This is a genomic window from Yinghuangia seranimata, from assembly GCF_029953285.1.
In the GTDB taxonomy this organism is placed as follows: Bacteria; Actinomycetota; Actinomycetes; order Streptomycetales; family Streptomycetaceae; genus Yinghuangia; species Yinghuangia seranimata.
The window spans coordinates 28,760-46,734 of sequence record NZ_JASAOI010000090.1 but is presented as its reverse complement, the minus strand read 5'-3'; the positions used below and the strand labels follow the sequence as shown (position 1 = coordinate 46,734).

The 17,975-nt window shown below is 73.3% G+C and carries 18 protein-coding genes; 11 read left to right on the top strand and 7 right to left on the bottom strand.

The features are described from left to right. A partial coding sequence (locus tag QI554_RS41765; RefSeq protein ID WP_343230864.1) for an LLM class flavin-dependent oxidoreductase occupies positions 1-684 on the top strand: 684 nt, incomplete at its 5' end. A 231-nt stretch (positions 685-915) separates the two neighbouring features. Next, on the top strand, positions 916-1,461 hold the full coding sequence (locus QI554_RS41760) for an SMI1/KNR4 family protein (RefSeq protein ID WP_281478272.1): 546 nt from the start codon (positions 916-918) through the stop codon (positions 1,459-1,461). 187 nt (positions 1,462-1,648) lie between these two features. On the opposite strand, the gene QI554_RS41755 is transcribed toward QI554_RS41760, so the two are convergent. Continuing rightward, positions 1,649-2,077, bottom strand: coding sequence for a nuclear transport factor 2 family protein (locus QI554_RS41755; RefSeq protein WP_281478270.1), 429 nt, complete (start codon positions 2,075-2,077; stop codon positions 1,649-1,651). 128 nt (positions 2,078-2,205) lie between these two features. Between QI554_RS41755 and QI554_RS41750 the strand changes: the two genes are divergently transcribed. Together QI554_RS41750 and QI554_RS41745 are read left to right on the top strand one after the other, a co-directional pair. Further along, positions 2,206-3,102 (top strand): carboxypeptidase-like regulatory domain-containing protein, encoded by an 897-nt coding sequence (locus QI554_RS41750; protein WP_281478268.1) that lies wholly within the window; start codon positions 2,206-2,208, stop codon positions 3,100-3,102. Positions 3,103-3,205: 103 nt separating this feature from the next. Next, positions 3,206-4,375 (top strand): CapA family protein, encoded by a 1,170-nt coding sequence (locus tag QI554_RS41745; protein ID WP_281478266.1) that lies wholly within the window; start codon positions 3,206-3,208, stop codon positions 4,373-4,375. A gap of 49 nt (positions 4,376-4,424) precedes the next feature. Here QI554_RS41745 and QI554_RS41740 read toward each other — a convergent pair whose 3' ends face one another. Beyond that, a complete protein-coding gene (locus QI554_RS41740) occupies positions 4,425-4,874 on the bottom strand; it encodes a nuclear transport factor 2 family protein (RefSeq protein ID WP_281478264.1) in 450 nt (149 codons plus the stop codon). A 197-nt stretch (positions 4,875-5,071) separates the two neighbouring features. Here QI554_RS41740 and QI554_RS41735 point away from each other — a divergent pair, with 197 nt between their 5' ends. Together QI554_RS41735 and QI554_RS41730 are read left to right on the top strand one after the other, a co-directional pair. Beyond that, on the top strand, positions 5,072-6,232 hold the full coding sequence (locus QI554_RS41735) for a S1C family serine protease (protein ID WP_343230865.1): 1,161 nt from the start codon (positions 5,072-5,074) through the stop codon (positions 6,230-6,232). Positions 6,233-6,329: 97 nt separating this feature from the next. Continuing rightward, positions 6,330-7,286: an RDD family protein gene (locus tag QI554_RS41730; RefSeq protein WP_281478261.1), complete on the top strand. Its 957-nt coding sequence runs from the start codon at positions 6,330-6,332 to the stop codon at positions 7,284-7,286. Positions 7,287-7,320: 34 nt separating this feature from the next. Here the strand turns inward: QI554_RS41730 and QI554_RS41725 are convergent, their stop codons facing one another. After that, a complete protein-coding gene (locus QI554_RS41725) occupies positions 7,321-7,515 on the bottom strand; it encodes a ferredoxin (RefSeq protein WP_281478260.1) in 195 nt (64 codons plus the stop codon). A 254-nt stretch (positions 7,516-7,769) separates the two neighbouring features. Here QI554_RS41725 and QI554_RS41720 point away from each other — a divergent pair, with 254 nt between their 5' ends. The 3 genes from QI554_RS41720 (at position 7,770) to QI554_RS41710 (ending at position 13,262) form a co-directional block, all read left to right on the top strand. After that, positions 7,770-8,534 carry an ABC transporter ATP-binding protein gene (locus QI554_RS41720; protein WP_281478258.1) on the top strand — a complete coding sequence of 255 codons (765 nt, stop codon included), beginning with the start codon at positions 7,770-7,772 and terminating at the stop codon, positions 8,532-8,534. A gap of 58 nt (positions 8,535-8,592) precedes the next feature. Further along, a complete protein-coding gene (locus QI554_RS41715) occupies positions 8,593-11,148 on the top strand; it encodes an FtsX-like permease family protein (RefSeq protein WP_281478256.1) in 2,556 nt (851 codons plus the stop codon). Positions 11,149-11,351: 203 nt separating this feature from the next. Then, positions 11,352-13,262, top strand: coding sequence for a serine/threonine-protein kinase (locus QI554_RS41710; RefSeq protein WP_281478253.1), 1,911 nt, complete (start codon positions 11,352-11,354; stop codon positions 13,260-13,262). A gap of 33 nt (positions 13,263-13,295) precedes the next feature. Here the strand turns inward: QI554_RS41710 and QI554_RS41705 are convergent, their stop codons facing one another. Together QI554_RS41705 and QI554_RS41700 are read right to left on the bottom strand one after the other, a co-directional pair. Further along, the gene (locus QI554_RS41705; protein ID WP_281478252.1) at positions 13,296-13,718 is read right to left on the bottom strand and encodes a hypothetical protein; all 423 of its coding nucleotides are present in this window, start codon (positions 13,716-13,718) and stop codon (positions 13,296-13,298) included. 144 nt (positions 13,719-13,862) lie between these two features. Continuing rightward, positions 13,863-14,405 carry a nuclear transport factor 2 family protein gene (locus tag QI554_RS41700; protein WP_281478250.1) on the bottom strand — a complete coding sequence of 181 codons (543 nt, stop codon included), beginning with the start codon at positions 14,403-14,405 and terminating at the stop codon, positions 13,863-13,865. A 143-nt stretch (positions 14,406-14,548) separates the two neighbouring features. Here QI554_RS41700 and QI554_RS41695 point away from each other — a divergent pair, with 143 nt between their 5' ends. After that, positions 14,549-15,334, top strand: coding sequence for an SDR family NAD(P)-dependent oxidoreductase (locus QI554_RS41695; RefSeq protein ID WP_281478248.1), 786 nt, complete (start codon positions 14,549-14,551; stop codon positions 15,332-15,334). A 164-nt stretch (positions 15,335-15,498) separates the two neighbouring features. Further along, the gene (locus tag QI554_RS41690) at positions 15,499-15,762 is read left to right on the top strand and encodes a hypothetical protein (protein ID WP_281478246.1); all 264 of its coding nucleotides are present in this window, start codon (positions 15,499-15,501) and stop codon (positions 15,760-15,762) included. Between the two features lie 13 nt (positions 15,763-15,775). Here the strand turns inward: QI554_RS41690 and QI554_RS41685 are convergent, their stop codons facing one another. Further along, entirely contained in the window at positions 15,776-16,264 is a 489-nt protein-coding gene (locus QI554_RS41685) for a YcxB family protein (RefSeq protein WP_281478244.1), read from the bottom strand. A gap of 127 nt (positions 16,265-16,391) precedes the next feature. After that, entirely contained in the window at positions 16,392-17,942 is a 1,551-nt protein-coding gene (locus QI554_RS41680; protein WP_281478242.1) for a PrsW family intramembrane metalloprotease, read from the bottom strand. Positions 17,943-17,975 lie beyond the last annotated feature (33 nt).

The window sequence follows — 17,975 nt, the reverse complement described above, 5'->3', positions numbered from 1 at the left end:
TGGATGGCGTGCGGCAACCCCGGCTCGTTCGCCAAGGCCGGCTCGCTCGGCATCGGCGCGATCGCGTTCAACTTCGAGCCGATCTACAACCTGAAGGGCCGCATCGAGGCCTACAAGGAAGCCGCCGAGAACCCGGTCGAGATCCTGGGCGACTACCAGAACAACAACGTCATGATGACGAACGGCGTCGTCTGCCTGAACGACCGCAAGCGCGCCCGTGAGATCGCGATCAGCGTCGGCCGCGGCTACCTGGTCACGATGGTCAACCTGTACCACGACACGATGCCGAAGTCGGCCGACGCCATCACCTGGCCGGAGCCGCCGTTCGACATCTCGCAGGGCGGCGAGGAGTTCCTCGACTTCGCGATCGAGGCCGGCCTCATGCTGTGCGGCACGCCGGAAGAGGTCTGCGAGCAGATCGAGGCGTACCAGTCGGTCGGCACCGACCAGCTGGTGTTCGGCATCAACGACGGCATGTCGCACGAGGAGAACCTCGAGATGATCGAGATCTTCGGCGACAAGGTCATCCCCGAGTTCGACAAGAACCCGGAGCACTCCACCACGGCGTACCGCCGCGGCGCCCAGGGCCCGAAGTACCCGCCCTTCAACGGCCCGGTGAACCCGGACCTGGTGCACACCGTGCTGCCCGCCAACGCGATCATCGGCGTCGACGGCAAGAAGTGATCCACGGGCCCTCCGGCCCGGTGCAGTGAGTCCTACGCGCAGGGCCCGGCCGCTCAGGCCGGGCCCTGCGGCGTTCCGCCGCCGCGCCCCGGCCGGGGCGCGATGCGCCCGACGGGTGGGAATCGTGCGCCGATCGTCCGTGCGGGGGCGTGGCGGGGAGGGTGCCGTACGACATCCTGGAGGCGTGCTGGCGTGCGCACCGCGCGCACGCGTACAGGAGGAGACAGACGTATGGCCACGGTCACGGAGGGACTCGACGGGGTCCGGCGCGAGCTGGACAGGCTGGACCGCGGTGTCGTGCACCTGTTCGAGCCCGGGCTCGACCCGGCGGCGGTGCGGGCCCGGCTCCAGGACGCGCCCGACGAGGTGGTCGAGTGGTTCGCCTGGGCGGACGGCACCCGCGCCGAGGAGGACCAGACGGTCGACGAGGCGTCGTTCATCCCCGGATATGTGCTGATCAGCCTCGACGAGGCGGTGGAGTTCCGGGACGAGGTCGAGGTCGAGTCGGACGGCGACGAGGAGTGGCTGCCGCTGCTGGTCTCGCCCGCCGGCGACTTCTACGCCGTCGCGTGGACCGCCGACGAGGGCGTCGTCCAGGTGTGGAGCTACGTCGACGGGGCGTCCGACCAGACCGACTACCCGGACATGGAGCGCATGCTCCGGACCTTCGTCGAGAGCTACCGCACGGGTGCCTTCGAGGTGGACGACGAGGGTTTCCTGGACATGCACCCCGAGCTCGCCGACCGCGTCTACGAGGCGGTCAACCGCGCCTCGTGAGCGGGGGCGGGGCCGCCTCGGCGGCAGGCGCGCGATCGTGTGTGCTAAGGTGCTAATGCCTTCGGCGTGCTCAAGCGTAAGTGCTGTACAGACTAGTCATGACTGAGCCCGAAGGACCAGACCTCCGTCGAGCCCCGGCCGCACCGGCCGGGGCTCGACGTTTTCCGCCGGTGCGGCGCGGCGCGGGTCAGGCCGTGAAGCCCTTGGCGATGTGCTCCAGCCACCAGGCGGGGGCGGCGTTCATGAGGGTGTTGAAGTCCCAATAGTCGTGCCAGCGCACGAGTTTGCCGTCCGGGCCGACCTCGTGGACCGAGACGAACGGCAGCAGCACGCTCTCGCCGCTCTCCCAGAACCACTTCTCGGCGTGCTCGGTGACGACGACGGTGTCGTCCGCGACGATGTGCTTGAGGTGGTGCTCGTAGCCCGACAGCATGTCCAGGCCGAGCCGCAGGCGTGCGGCGATCTGCGCCGGGCCGTACGCGCCCGCGCCCGGGGCCGGCACGTCGGTGTAGTGGCCGTCCTCGGCGAAATAGGCGCCGACCTTGTCGAAGTCGCGTTCGTACAAGTCCTGCCAAAACCGTTCGACAAGCCGCTTGTTGTCATCGGATCGGGACATTCCTGTTGCCTCCTCAAGCCTGATCGGACGGAGCCTAGGCATAAGGTGGTGCGGAAAACAGTGGCTCCGGCCGCCGGATGGGGGGAGACCAGCCGGCACCGGGCGAAGCGCATCCGGGGGGATGTCTGATGTTCACGCATGGTGGGTCTGTTCGGCGTGCCGTCGTCGCGGCGACCGCGGCGCTCGTGCTCGGGGGAGCGCTCGGCGCGTGCAAGCCGTTCGACGACGACAAGGACGCCGGCAAGGGCGCCGCGCCGAGCGGCGCGAGCAGCGCGAGTGCCTCGAACGGCACGGACGGCAAGGCCGGTTCGTCCGGCGGCGAGACGCCGAAGGCGCCGTCCGGCAAGGTCGAGAAGGGCGTCGTCAAGGGGCACGTGTCCGACGGGCTGGGCAACCCGGTCAAGGGTGCCAAGGTCGTCGTCGACAACCAGCTGCTCTACGACAGCAACATGGTGCTGGTGACCGACGACCGCGGCGACTACCGGGCCGAAATGCCGCCCATGGCCGCGACGTACGCGGTGACGGCGTCGTTCGACAAGACGTACAACGGCACCAAGTACACGTTCCGGCTCGCGGCGCAGAACCCCGACCCGTTCGCCGGGAACGAGGGCGCGGTACGGGACTTCACGTGGAAGCTGTCCGGGCCGCAGGAGGACCTGCCCGACGCGTTCTACGGCGGCTCGGTCCTCTTCTACCTCAACCCGACCAACCCGGCCGACGGCGGCTACGCCGACTCGACCAACGTGCAGTTCACCCTGACCCCGGTCGGGACGCTGGCCGACGGCAGCACCGGCAAGACCGTCACGCGCAAGGCCGAGAGCACGGGTGACGGGTTCGGCGTCCGGGACATCCCGGTCGGCCGCTACAAGATCACCGCGAGCTACCTGAACGGCCCCGGCGGGCGGCCCCAGCCGGTGAAGCTGCAGATCCGCAACAGCGGCCAGGCGCCCGTCGCGGAGCTGACCGCCGACTTCAAGCAGTACCTGACGGACCACCAGCGGATCGAGCTGGAGGCGCAGCTGTAGGCGACGGGCGGGCGCACAGCGCCTCCCGGGACGAGTGGCGGGCGGGCCAACCCGAAGGGTGGGCCCGCCCACCCTCGCGCGCGTGTTCGGTTAGCGTGTCCCGGTGCACATAGCCCCCACCCGGCGGTCCCGGGTCCTCGCCGCCGCGGCCGGCCTCGTCCTCGCGCTCAGCGGCTGCTCCCTGGTCGGCGGTTCCGACGGCGGCGGATCGGGCGACAAGGCGGATCCCGTCGCGTCGGCCGGTGCTCCGGGCGCCCCAGGGGCACCCGGCACGGCACCCGGCTCGCCGTCCGCTCCGGGCGACCCGTCGGAGGCCGCCGCGCCGGCCGGCAAGCCCGGCATGGTGACGCTGGCCTTCGCCGGCGACGTGCACTTCAACGAGCGCACCGTGCCGCGGCTGAACGCGGGCGCCGAGACCGCGCTCGGCCCGATCAGCAAGACGCTGGGCCAGGCGGACATCGCGATGGTCAACTTCGAGTCGGCCATCACCGAGCGCGGCACGCCGGAGGACAAGACCTACCACTTCCGGGCGCCCGCGACCGCGCTGAAGGAGCTGCAGAAGTCCGGCATCGACGTCGTCACGATGGCCAACAACCACGCCGTCGACTACGGCCCCGTCGGGCTGCAGGACTCGCTCGCGGCGGTGAAGAACCCGCCGATCCCGGTGGTCGGCATCGGGCCCGACGCCACGTCGGCGTACCGGCCGTGGATCACCGACGTGCGCGGCACCAAGGTGGCCGTGCTGGCCGCGAGCCAGGTCCAGGACATCACGAACCAGCGGTACGCGGCCGGCCCCGCCAAGCCCGGCATCGCTTCCGCGCTCCAGGCCGACCGGCTGGTCAAGGCGGTCAAGGACGCGAAGGCCCAGGCCCCCGTCGTGGTGGTCTACCTGCACTGGGGCATCGAGGGCGACAAGTGCCCCTCGGCCGACCAGAAGGGCCTCGCCAAGAAGCTCGCCGACGCGGGCGCGACGGCGGTCGTGGGCACGCACGCGCACGTCATGCAGGGCGCCGGCATGCTGGGCGGCACCTATGTGGGCTACGGCTTCGGGAACTTCCTCTGGTACGGGACCTCGCCGTACCCGGACTCCAACGACACCGGCGTCACGACGCTGACGATCACCGACGGCAAGGTGGTCAAGGAGGCGTTCGCCCCCGCGTCGGTCGACTCCCGCGGCGTCCCGGTGCCGCAGACCGGCGCCGAGGCGAAGCGGATCGCCGACCGGCGCGACTCGCTGCGCCCGTGCACGGGGCTGGCCGCGCCGCCCCGGTGATCCGCGGGGCCGCCCGCGGGCGCGGGCGGCCGATGCGGTGCTCGGGGCGTCAGCCGTCCATGCCGGGCGTCGGCGGGGCGATGTACATGTAGCCCTTCTCCTCGACGCGCTCCTTGATGCGCCACTGTCCGTCGACGCGCTCGAAGGTGTCGAGGTACCAGAGGCCGCACAGCATGAGGCTCTGCTGGCCGTCCTCGCCGGGCATGATCATCGGGTTGTGGCACATCGTGCGGCCGGTGGCGGTGTCGCCGTCGACCTGGATCGACGAGTTCGATATCAGGTGCTGGAAGGCCGGGAACATCGGCATGACGTCCGCCAGGAACTTCTTCGTCGCGGCCAGGTCGCCCTTCGCGCCGCCCATCGCGCTGTAGTCGATGTGCGCGTCGGCGGTGAAGACGTCGTCGAGGAGGTCCCACTGGCGGGTGTCGACCGCGTGTGAGTAACGGACCATCAGATCCTGGATCTCAAGGCGGTCCGAGATCTCTTGCAGCGACAGCATGTGTTGCCTCCCGAGCGAACGTGTCTCGTGCTGGTCTCGTGCTGGTCGGTCAGCGGACGGGCGGTCAGCCTGCCGCGTGCGCTATGTCATCCCGCTTCGGGCCAGGAAGCAAGACCCGCGCGTTTTTGAAACCGGCAAATCGGGCACCTCTGAGCGGACCCGACGTGGTGGCGACCGGGCGAGGAGGCACGGTGACCATGGTGCGAACGAGGCGGGACCGCGAACGGCGGACGACGGGACGGCTCGGCGCGCCCGGACGGGCGGCCGCCCTCGTGGCGGCGGCCGTCCTGCTGGTCGGCGTGGCCGGCTGCTCCGACGGCTCCGACACCAAGAGCGCCGCGACGAAGAGCCCGTCCCCGACCGGGCCGGCCACGAACACGACCGGCCCGTCGGGAACCGCTCCGACCGGGTCCGGCGGCGGCGCGAGCGACCTGCAGAACACCTACCGCAAGACGGTCACCGACGTGCTGCCCTCGGTCGCGCAGATCACCACCGACTCCGGGCTCGGCTCGGGCGTCGTCTACGACACCAAGGGCAACATCGTCACGAACGCCCACGTCGTCGGCAGCGCCACCACGTTCCAGGTCACGCTCCCGACCCAGAGCGCGCCGCTGAGCGCGAAGCTGGTGTCGTCGTACCCGCCGAACGACATCGCGGTGATCCGGCTCGACAGCCCGCCGGACAACCTGAAGCCGGCGCAGTGGGGCGACTCGTCCAAGCTCGACGTCGGCGACATCGTGCTGGCGATGGGCAACCCGCTCGGGCTGGCCGGCAGCGTCAGCCAGGGCATCGTGTCCGCGCTCAACCGGACCCAGAACGAGGGCTCCGACAACACCTCGCCCGGCGCGACCATCCCCAACCTGATCCAGACCACCGCGGCGATCAACCCCGGTAACAGCGGCGGCGCGCTGGCCGACCTCGACAGCAAGGTGGTCGGCATCCCGACGCTCGCCGCGACCAACGGCACGGGTGCCGGGGGCGGCGGGCTGGCGCCGGGCATCGGGTTCGCGATCCCGTCCAACACCGCGACGAACCTCGCCGACCAGATCATCAAGGACGGCAAGGTCACCGACTCCAACCGCGCGGCCCTCGGTATCACCGCCACCACCGTCGTGGGCGCGGGCGGCCGCCCCGCGGGCGTCGGCGTCGTCTCGGTCACCCCGGGCAGCGGGGCCGCCAACGCGGGCATCAAGCCCGGCGACGTCATCACCAGTGTGAACGGCACGGACACCCCTACCCAGGCCGCGCTGGCGGAGGTCCTGGCCGGTCTGAAGCCGGGCGACACGGCCAAGGTGCAGCTGCAGCACGAGGACGGCAGCGATGCGACGGTCGAGGTGACGCTCGGTCAGTTGTCCTGAGCCGGCGGGACGGCGTCGGCCCCGGTGTCGTACGCCGGGGCCACCTGAGGGATCCACCGCTTGACGGCGCCGTCAACGGCGCGAAAGCGTCCGGAGCATGACGTTCCCTCAGCAACCCGAACCGTCCGGCACGCCGCAGTGGGCCTCGGGGCCCGCGTTCGGCGGCGGGCCGCAGGCCGGGCTGCCGGGCGCGCCGCCGCAGCAGGCGCCGGGCTTCGTGCCGGGTCCGGTGCCCGGGTGGAACCCGCCGCCGGTTCCGCAGGCGCCCCCTGCGGAGGCCATCGTCGAGGAGCGGGAACTGCCGCCCGCCTCGCGGCTGTTGCGGCTGCTCGCGCGGACCGTCGACTACCTCCTCGCCACCGCGCTCGTGGTGCCGCTGTGGTTCGCCGCGTACCACTACCTGCAGGGCAAGGCCGCCGACCTGCAGAACACCACGTTCCACAAGGTGTTCTGGGATCTGCTGGCCGGAAACGCCGACGCCGCCAAACGGGCCCCGCTCGAGGCCGTGGACGGACTGTGGGCGAAGACCAAGCTGCTGCTCCTCCTGCTGGTGCTCGCCCACCTGCTCGTGCCGGTGCTCTACGACTGGCTCGCGCACGCCCGTTGGGGACGCACGCTCGGCAAGGCCATGGTCGGCGTCAAGGCGACCCCTGTGGACGGCGGTTCGCACCGGCTCGGGCTGGCCCGCGCCGGACGGCGCACGCTGGTCGCGGTGTTCGTGCCGTGGGCCGCGCTGACGCTCATGTGGTACGAGATCATCCTGCGGAACTGGTCGCTCGCCGGCCTGTGCGGCGCGGTCAGCCTCATCGGCTTCGTCGACCCGCTCGCGGTCCTCGGCCCGCGCCGCCGCACCTGGCACGACCGGATCGCCGGGACCGCGGTCGTCAACGTCAAGCCGCTCGCCCGGGCTCGCGGACTGGGCCGCGACGCCGGGCAGGCGGTGCGCCAGGCCTACCAGTCCTCGGCCGTCCCGGGGCAGGCCGCGCGGCTCGGCGACGCGGCAGGGCGTCAGGCGCGCGACGTACGCGAACGGCTGCGCCGGCCGCGCGGCTGAGCGCGCCGCCCGGCGGCCGTCCCGATGCGTCCGGTCAGTCCTCGACGAGCGTGATGGCCCGGGTCGGGCACACGCGGACGGCCTCCTCGACCTGCGCGCGCAGCTCCTCCGACGGGTTCTCCTGGAGTATGTAGAGGAAGTTGTCGTCGCGGACCTCGAACACCTCGGGCGCCTCGGCCATGCACAGCGCGTTGCTCTTGCACTTGTCGAAGTCGACGTTGATCTTCATGGGACCTCCGGTCCTCGCGGTGGTTCGGCCCCGCACACCTATCACGCACCGCCGCCGGTAAGGCCAGACTTCGTCGGCGCGCGACCGCCACCCGACCGCCGCGGAGCCGCCCGCTGGGGGATCCCACCACCGGGCCTCCTGGGGAAAACCCCACCCCGGATCCGGGCGGTCGCCGGATCGGATCCGCGGCGCCGGAAAGCCAGGCTGGAAGCACCGTCCGGGACCGCCGGACCGAGCTTCCGGAGGACCCGGCCATGGGCAAGCGCGCCGCCGTCATCGACGCCCCGACCACCGACACCACCGCCGTGTCCCTCACCGACGTCACCAAGGTGTACGGGCGCGGCTCGGAGGCGGTGCACGCCCTGCGCGGCGTGAGCGTCGACATCCACCCCGGTTCGTTCACCGCGGTGATGGGCCCGTCGGGCTCCGGCAAGAGCACGTTCCTGCACTGCGCCGCCGGCCTCGACCGGCCGTCCGGCGGACGGGTCGCGCTGCGCGGCACCGACATCGCCGGGCTGTCCGAGACCAAGCTGACGGAACTGCGGCGCACCCGCGTGGGGTTCGTGTTCCAGGCGTTCAACCTGGTCGGCTCGCTGACCGCCGAGCAGAACGTGACGCTGCCGCTGCGCCTCGCCGGGCAGCGCCCCGACAAGCGCTGGGTGCGCGAGGTGCTGACCCGCGTCGGCCTGGGCGAACGCGCCCGGCACCGCCCCGGCCAGCTGTCCGGCGGCCAGCAGCAGCGCGTCGCCATCGCCCGTGCCCTGGTCACCCGCCCCGACGTGCTGTTCGCCGACGAGCCGACCGGCGCGCTGGACACCAAGACCGGCCGCGAGGTGCTCGCGCTGCTGCGCGAGGTGGTGGACGCGTACCAGCACACCGTCGTGATGGTCACGCACGACCCGGTCGCCGCGTCGTACGCGGACCGCGTGCTGTTCCTCGCCGACGGCAGGCTCGTCGACCGGCTGGAGGCACCCACCGCGGACGCGGTGGCCGACCGCATGATCCACATGGAGCGCTGACCCGCAGGCACCCCCTCGTCCCCTGTTCTCCCGGCGGTACCCAAGGAGTTGACCCACCGTGCTGCGCCTCGCGATCGGAACCCTGCGCACGCGCGTCGGCGGATTCGTCGGCGCGTTCCTGGCCGTCGCCCTGGCCGCGGTGCTCGTCACCGCGGCGGGCGTGATGCTGGAGTCCGCGCTGCGCACCCACGGAAAGGTCGAGCGCCTGTCGGGCACCGACCTCGCCGTCGCCGGATCGGCGCACCTGGCGCGCACGCCGGCGATGGGCAAGCCCCCCGCGGACTCCGAGATGGACCCCGACGCGCTGCGCCAGACGGCGCGCGTGCCCGAGGAGTTCGTGCCGCGCATCGCCGCGCTGCCGGGCGTGCGCGCTGTGGTGCCGGACCGCACCGTGCCGGTGGGCCTGCCCGGCGGAGGCGGCGCCGAGGCGCACGGGTGGGACAGCGCGCAGCTGACCCCGTACGCGCTGACCGCGGGCACCGCGCCGCAGAGCGACGGGCAGGCCGTCGTCGACGCGCGGACCGCCGCCGCGCTCGGTATCGCGCCGGGCGCCCGCCTCGATCTCGCGACGCCGACGGGCACACACACCGTGACCGTCACCGGCATCGCCGAAGGCCGGGGCCCCGCCGCGGTGTTCCTCACCCCGGCGCAGGCGCGTTCGCTCAGCGCTACGCCCGACCGCGCGGACTTCCTCGGCGTCCAGCTGAACCCCGGCGCGGACCGCGGCGCGGTCAGGACCGCCGTCGACAAGCTGCTCAAGGCGGCCGGCCCGCAGTTCGGCGACCCCACGCGCCCGCAGCCGCGCCTGCAGGTGGTCTCCGGCGGCGGGCTCGCCCGCCTGGAGGCGCCCGCGGTGACCGAGGCGCAGGAGGCGACGGTTCCGCTGGTCAGCGTGTTCGGCGGCACCGCGGCGTTCGCGGCGGTCTTCGTCGTGGCCGGCACGTTCGGCTTCTCGATCCGGCAACGGCTGCGTGAGATCGGCCTGTTGCGGGCGGTCGGCGCGACGCCGGGCCAGGTGCGCCGGATGATCGCGAGCGAGGCCCTGCTGGTCGCGCTGGCCGCGTCGGCCGTCGGCGTGCCGCTGGGCTACCTGTTCGCCGAGGTCCTGCACACGCTCTTCGACCAGGCGAACGCGCTCCCGGACGGCTTCGTCGTGCGCGACGGATGGATCCCTGGCGTCGTGGGCGCCGGGACCGCCGTGCTGACCACGCAACTCGCCGCGCTGGTCGCCGCGGGCCGGGCGGCCAAGGTCCGGCCCACCGAGGTCTTCGGGACAACCGGCAAGCGCCGCATCCTCGTTCCGCTGCTGCGCTACACCCTCGGCCTCGTCGCGGTCGCCGGCGGTGTCACCCTGCTGATCGTCTCGATGCACCTCGGCGGCGACGACGGCGCGTCGACCTCGGTGGCCATCGTGTTCACGTTCATGCTGGCGGTCGCGCTGCTCGGGCTCCCGCTCGCCCGGCTCGGCGTCGCGCTCATCGGGCGCCCGCTCGCGCTGTTCGGCCGCGCGCCGGCGCTGATAGCCCGCGCAAACGGGGCCGCCGACCCGGGACGCGTCTCCGCGGTCGCCACGCCGATCGCGCTCACCATCGCATTCACCTGCACCATCCTGTTCTTCGGCAGCACCGAGGCGCACGAGACGGTCGCGCAGAGCCGCGCCCGCACCACCGCGGGGACGCTCGTCGTCGACGGCCGCGACGGCGCGGGGCTGCCCGCCGGCACGGCCGACCGCGTCGCGGCCCTGCCCGGCGTGGCGGCGGTCTCCGGCACCGTGGAGACCACCGTCCTCGACGGCTCCGCGGGCGACGCCGAGGAGCAGCAGGCGCGCGGCGTCGACCCCGGCGTCGGCAAGGTGCTCGACCTCGGCGTGACCGAGGGCGACGTGGCGCGGCTGACCGGCCCCGGCACGGTCGCGCTCGGCGAACGCCGCGCCGACGCGCTCGGCAAGCACGCCGGCGACCGCGTCCGGTTCTGGCTCGGCGACGGAACGCCGTACGAGGCACAGGTGGTGGCGGTGTACGCCAACGCGTACGGCTTCGGCGACTACCTGCTGCCGCGCGACGTCGCGCTCGCCCACAGCCGCGTCGCGGCGTACGACAAGGTGTACGTGGCTCCCGCGCCCGGCGTCGACCGGGCGGCGCTCACCGCCGCGTTGGCCCATGAGGGCCGCGTCCTCGACCGCGCCGCGTACCTCGACGAGGTGTCCGCCAAGGCCGACGAACAGGCGTGGGCGAACGTCCTGATCCTGGGCGCCATCGGGCTGTTCACGGCGCTCGGCGTCGTCAACACCACCGTGATGGCGATCGGCGCGCGGGCCCGCGAGTTCGCGGTGCTGCGCCTCTCCGGGACGACGCGGCGCCAGTTGTTCGCCATGCTGCGCGGCGAACTCGCCGTCGTGGTGGGCCTCGGGCTCGGCCTCGGCACGCTGATCGCCTACCTGACGCTCGGCGCTTTCGCCAACGGCATCGCCGGTTCCTTCTCGCCCGTCATGCCGCTCGGCACCTACCTGGTGGTGGCCGGTTCGGCCGTCGTGACCACGTACGCCGCCGCGTTGCTCGCCGCACGGGCCGTGCTGCGCCGCGACCCCGTCGCCGCGTTGGGCGCCCGCGAATAACCGGTGGTTCTCCTCAACGGCCGCCCCGGGATACGGTTCCGGGGCGGCCCGTGTGTGTACCGCCACAAGGATCACGCGGGACCACGGGGAACCGCGCGCGGCCCGCCGACGTGTCACCGGACGGCGGGCGTGGTGAGAGGATGCCCCGCAGTGGAGGCGGGCGCTCGGGGCCCGCCCCCGACAGGAACGTGCGCGGAGGCGAGATGGCAGCCGAGGCCGGAACGGGCATACGTCCGCTCGGGGACGCGGATCCGCGCAGCGTCGGGCCGTACCGGTTGATCGGCCGGCTCGGCTCCGGCGGCATGGGCTCGGTGTACGCCGGGCTCGACCACGCCGACCGCCGCGTCGCGATCAAGATCGTGCACGCCCAGTTCGCCGACGACCGGGAGTTCCGCGCCCGGTTCACCCGCGAGGTGGCGCTGCTGCGCCGTGTCCAGGGCACCTGCACGACGCCCGTGCTGGACGCCGACGTCGACGCCGCGCAGCCGTGGTTCGCGTGCGAGTACGTGCCGGGCCCCACGCTGGCCGAACGCGTCGACCACCAGGGCCCGATGGCGGGCGACGAGCTGTACGCGCTGGCCACCGGCCTCGCCGAGGCGCTCGTCGCGCTGCACGACGTCGGCATCGTGCACCGCGACCTCAAGCCGCAGAACGTCGTGTGCTCGCCCGCGGGTCCGCGCGTCCTCGACCTCGGCATCGCACGGTCGATGGAGGACAGCGGCCTCACCCGCACCGGCATGATGATCGGTTCTCCGGCGTGGATGAGCCCCGAGCGGTTCCGCGGGCAGAACAGCACGCCGGCCGCCGACGTGTACGCGTGGGCGATGATGGTCGCGTACGCCGCGACCGGCACCATCCCGTTCGGCACCGGCGCGCCCGAAGTCGTCGCGCTGCGCGTGCTCCAGGAGCACGCCGACACCTCCGGTGTGCCGCAGCCGCTGCGTCCGCTGGTCGACTGGGGCGCGGACAAGGACCCGCTGCGCAGGCCCACCGCGCACGCGCTGCTCAGCGGGGTCACGACGAGCTGGCGCAACGTGCTCGGCGCGGGCTCGGCGCCGGCGCACGACCCGGTCTCCGACGCGACGTCCCTCATCGACATGCACTGGAAGGCGCCCTCCGCGGACGGCGCTTGGGGGCACGCCTCGGCGAACCAGGCGGACGTGCTGTACGGCGGCGGGAACGGCGCACCGCCCGCACCCCCCTCGACGGGCGGCTACACGGGCTACACGGCGGGGCATTCGGGAGCGCACTCGGCGGGCTACCCGGCGGCCAACGGCTCCGGCTACACACCGGCCGCGCCGCCGCCCCCGGTGCACGGCCAGCCGACCTACACCGCGCACCAGCCGCCGCAGCAGCAGTACGGCGCGCCCCAGCACGGCGACACCTTCGTCGGGCACACGCTCGACGGGCTCGCCCAGGCGCCGCCCGCCAAGGGCAGGCGCCGCGGGGCCGCGGACGACAGCGACAACGGGCGCCGGCGCGTCGTGCTCGCCGCCGTGGCCGGCGTGGTCGCGGTGGCCGCGATCGCGGGTGTCATCGCGGCGATGTCGGGTGACGGCGGCGGCAAGAAGGACAAGAAGGTGCAGCCCGCCGCGCAGACGTTCGCACCGCCGCCGCCGGGCACGGTGACGGGGCCCAACGTGTTCGAACTGGCGGGCCTCAAGCTGCCCGTGCCGGCCGACTGGGACGCGCGGCCGATCGACGCGACGTCGGTGTGCATCGCCCCGCTCAACCCGCCGGCGACGCAGCCGGCCGACTGCCTGCGCAACGGCCTGCGCGTGTGGGTCGGCGCGACGCCGCAGCGCCAGGTCGCGCTCGACGACCCCGCGGGCTGGACCCTCGGCGCGCCGGCGGTGTGCCCCGGCGCGGCGCCGGGATCGCCCGCCCCCGAGTCGCGCACGTCGGGGCGCACGTTCGTGAAGCTCGGCGATCTCAAGTACGAGTACGCGCAGTACCAGGTCACCTGCGGCGGCACGCAGCTCCAGCCGCAGGTGTGGTGGCTGCCGCAGTCCAAGATCTCGTTCAGCACCGGCGCGCTGCCCAAGTCCTATGACGCGACCGTGAACACGATCATCGCGACGATCGACAAGAAGGGCTACAAGCAGCCCAAGTAGCGGGGCCCCGGTGAGCCGGTCCGGGGAGCCCCGTCAGAAGACCGCGACGTCCTCGCCCGCGTGGAACGGGTTCTCCGGGCCGGCCGGGAACGAGCTCCAGCCCTGCGCCTCGTAGACGTCCATGAGCTCGTGCTCGGCCTTCTCGTCCTCGGGCCACTCGGCCAGGACGACGACGTGCACCGACGGGTGCGGGTACTGCTCCCACCACTCGACGATGCGGCCTTCCAGGTCGACCGGGACCGGGTGGTGCTCGACGCGGTGCACGGACATGTACGGGCCGCCCGACCACGGGCCGACGTGCGCGCCGCCGAGCGGTATCGCGGACACCGCGTCGCCGCCGCGCGGCAGCGCCGGTCCGGCGAAGTCGCCGGACAGCAGCGAGCCGACGTAGCCCACCGGGGGCCGGTCCGCCTGGACGTCCTGGTAGAAGTCCACCCGGAGTCGGTACCGGATCACGTGCTGCCCCTCCGCGTCGCCTGCTGTCGTCGCACGCCGCCGGTGAGACGACCGGCCGTGTGAGTCTCAGTGAGTCTCATACGTATATCAGCCAAGCGGCGTTCCGCCGAGGGGCGTGCGGAAACCGTGATTTGTTCGGATTGATCAGGGCTGCCCGGATGTGTCCCCATCGGCCGTGAAGTCCTGCCAGGTCTTCCACAGGGCCGGCACGGTGCCGCTGCCGTACGACCGCTCCGGCCAGTTCGCGGGCGGCAGCCCGGCCGGGTTGGCGCCGACGTTCGCGCCGTACCAGAGGTCGTGGCGGCGCCGGACGAACAGCCAGCGGCCGTCCCGGCGCTCGTACACGTCGCGGTACAGGATCGCCTGGTGGATCCAGCGCGGACCCTCCTGGATCTCGCCCTTGCAGTACACGTGGCCGGTCGCGTGGTCGTCGTCCAGCAGGTCGATGACGTGCGTGCCGACGTTCAGGATCGTCACGCCGAGCGGGCGCAGCTGCTCCGCGAACGACGCGCGCAGCGCGGCCCGTCCGGACGTCTCGCGGGTGACGCGCACGTCCTCGACGAACAGCTCGCACAGCGCGTCCAGGTCGCGGCTGTCGACGGCGAGCGCGTAGCGGGCGGCGAGCTGCCGGATCTCCTCGTACGCCAACAGCTTCCGTACCTCCGCGAACCCGTTCTCGTCCGTCATGCCGTCCTCCGGGTCCGCCGGGCCGCGGGTGTCCTGTGATCCTCGCCCGGATCCCGCGGTCGATCTTGATGGTGTGCGGCTTCCTTGATACCGGAAGAAGGCGAAAAGAAGGCGAAGGAAGACCCCCGGGAAAGGGCGATCACATGGGCACACTCGAAGGCCGCGTCGCGGTGGTGGCCGGCGCGGGCGAAGGCATCGGGCTGGCCAGCGCCCTGGCGCTGGCGGGCGACGGCGCCGACCTCGTCCTGGGCGCCCGGCGCGCCGAGCCGTTGCGCGCGCTCGCCGAGCGGGTCGCCCGCGAGACCGGGCGCACCGTGCACGCGGTGCCGACCGACATCGCCGACCCGGACGCGTGCCACGCGCTCGTCGCGGCGGCCGCCGACCGGCTCGGGCGCGTCGACGCCGTCGTGAACGTCGCGACCTACAACCCGTCGGGGCGGGTCGAGGACCTGGACCGGGAGGAGTTCCGCCGCGCGTTCGACGTCAACGTGCTCGGCGTCCTGGAGGTCAGCAGGGCGGCGCTGCCGCACATGCGCGCGGTCGGCGGCGGGGCGATCGTGCAGATCAGCTCCGAGGCGCCGCGCATGAAGCTGCCGCACATGGCGGCGTACGCGTCGACCAAGATGGCCATGGAGATCGCCTCCGCCACGCTCGCCCGCGAGGTCGGGCGGGACGGCATACGCGTCAACGTGGTGGTGGCCGGCTACACCGACAACGCCAAGCTCACCGCCTACCTGGAGGACGTCGCGCGGCGCCGGGGCAGCACCCCGGAGGCGGTCCGCGAGGAGTTCGCGGCGAGCGCGGCGCTGCGCCGCATCACCGAGCCCGCCGACATCGCCGAGGCGGTGCTGTTCCTCGTCTCACCGCGGGCCCGCGGCATCACCGGCACGGTGACGCACGTCAACTCCGGTGTGGTGCTCGAGCCTTAGGACCGGTCCCGAGGCCCCGCCCGGCCGCCGCCGTTCGCGCTCCTCGCCCCGTTCCGCCGGAACATCCGCTTCGCCCGCCCTTGTTCGCGCCCGCGCGTGTGCCCGCGCCGCACGGGGGCATCTACTCAGTGGGGTGGCGGGGGAACGGCACGGGGAGGGGTCCGGTGGGGCGGAACCGACTCTCGGAGCGCGCGGGCGACGCCGCGGCGTGGACCGGCGTGTTCTTCGCGCTGACGATCGTGGCGTCGATGGTCGCGGTGCTCGCGGTCGTCGCGCATTCGTGGCTGTGGGTCGTCGCGCTGCTGTTCGCGGCGCTGTTCCTGCTCGGCTGCGGATGGAGCGCGCTGGAGATCGTCATCGCGCGGCAGATGGACCGCGAACGCGCGGCCCGCGCGCGGGGCGCGTACGAGGCGAGACCGGGAGACTAGGCCCGGCCCGGGGTCAGCGGCGGGACAGGCCGCGCTCGCGCAGGAAGTCGCCGATCTCGGCGTTCTCCGCGGAGCTGAAGACGCGGTGCGGCACCATGATCGCCTGTGCCTGGCTGAACTCGAAGATCCACTGGTCGTCGACCGAGCGCAGCTTACGGAAGTTGCTCCACGGGATCTCCGCCCGGTGCGCGCCTATCGCCGACCGGTAGGCGTTGTCCGTGAGCGTCACCTCGCACACGTCGCTGTGCATGTGCCGGTTCTGCCGGGCGGCCTGCAGCGGCGCCCAGAAGCGCAGCGCCAGCATGGCCGCGCCGAACCCGAGGAACACGAACGGCCAGAACTCGAGGCCCGTGCCCAGCGCCTCGATCACCAGGACCACCAGGCCCGCACCCACCAGGAACACACCGGCGCCGAGCAGGCCGCGGAACAGCCCCTTGCGGAACGCGACGACACCGTCGGCGACGTCGCGCTCGGTCGGAATGTAGCTCGCGGTGATGTGCACGTGGTCTCCAGTCGGGCCCGCGCGGGACGGCTGGCGCGCCGGGCGGGGACCATCGTGCCACGTCGAGCGCCGTGCGGCGGACCGGACCCGGGGAGCGCCCGGGGCGCCGGCCCGCCCTGCGGCCGGCTCAGTGGTGGTGCGGGGCCTGGTACGGGGCGGCGGCCGGCGGACCCCAGCCGGGCGGGTTCGCGGCGGCGCCCCACGGGCCGGGCGCCGGCTGCGGGGGCGCCCACACCGTGTCGGGGTGGCGGGGGAGTGTCCACGGCCCGGGGAAGGGCCCCGTCATGGGCCCTGTCATGGGCAGGGGCATCTGGGCGGGCGGGGCGGCCGGGGCCCAGGCCTGCTGCGGGGCCGGCGCGTACGGAGCGTACGGAGCGTAGGCCTGCTGGGGCTGTGCGTAGGCGCCCGGCCAGTACACACCCGGCTGCGGGTAGGCCACGGGCTGCGGGGCCGCCCATCCGTACCCCCAGCGCGGCGTCGGCAGCGTGTTGACCAGCACCGGCTCCAGCCCGGCGCGGTCCGCCCACAGGGCGTCCAGGAGCTCGCGCTCGCGGGTGCCGAAGTCGGGCCGCATGTCGCCGCGCACCGCGCGTTCGCGCAGCTCGGCGAGGGCGGTGGCGTTCCACTGGTAGCGGCGCAGCGCGCGCTCGCCGGGCTTGCCGTACAGCGCGAGGGCGGTGCGACGCTGCCGGGCGCGGTCGGCGACCGTCCCGAGCACCTCGGGCTCGTTCCAGGTGAGCCAGCCCGCCGGGACGTACCAGGGCAGCTGCGCCCTGACCGCGCCGAGCTGGCGGCGGCGCAGGCCGCCGCCGTACACGAACAGCCCGGCCAGCAGCGGCGCCATCACGAAGAAGTAGACGAGCAGCATGATGCCGCCGTTGTCGTCCACGGTGGTCTTCCACGCGGCGCCGTTCCACGACGCGTGCAGCGCGACGGCGGTCAGGTAGCCGCCGACGCCGGTCAGCACGGCGGCGACCCGGTTGCGGGCGAGCACCGCGAGGCCGAGCGCGATACCGGTCGCGGAGGTGAACAGGGGATGCGCGAACGGCGTGAGGACCGCGCGCGCGAAGAAGACCGCCGCGGTCTGCGCCGCCGCGTCGTCGTTGGCGCTGCCCTCGCCGAACGCGCGGCCGAAGTACAGGACGTTCTCGGTGAACGCGAAGCCGGCCGCGGTGGTGGCGGCCAGCACCATCCCGTCCAGCGGGCCGCGGAACCAGTGCCGCCGGAACAGCAGCAGGAGGAGTACCGCGGCGCCCTTCGCGGCCTCCTCGACGAACGGCGCGACGACGGTCAGGCCGAGCTGCTCGCCGCGGTACAGGCCGGAGCGGTCGACGATCGCGTTGATCGACCACGAGTTGGCGTACAGCGCGGCCAGCGCCCCCGCGCCGGCGCCCCACGACAGCGCGAACGCCAGGTGCGGCCACGGCTGCGGGCGGGCGCGGGCGAGCATGAGGAACGCGCCGACGACGAGCGGCACGGGTGCGGCGGCCAGCGGCACGCCGACCGCGAGGCCTGTGCCGCCGGTGGCGTCGAGCATCTTGGCTGCCGCCGCGATCCAGCACACGGTGAACAGCAGGGCGAGCGTGACGAGGCGGTTGCGGGGCCGGGCCAGGAACGCCCGCACGGCGCCGCCGCCGCCGCGTGGGGCGGCGGGCAGCGCGTGATCAGGTGCGTTCATATGGTGTGACGATAGCCGGGCGGACCGACCACT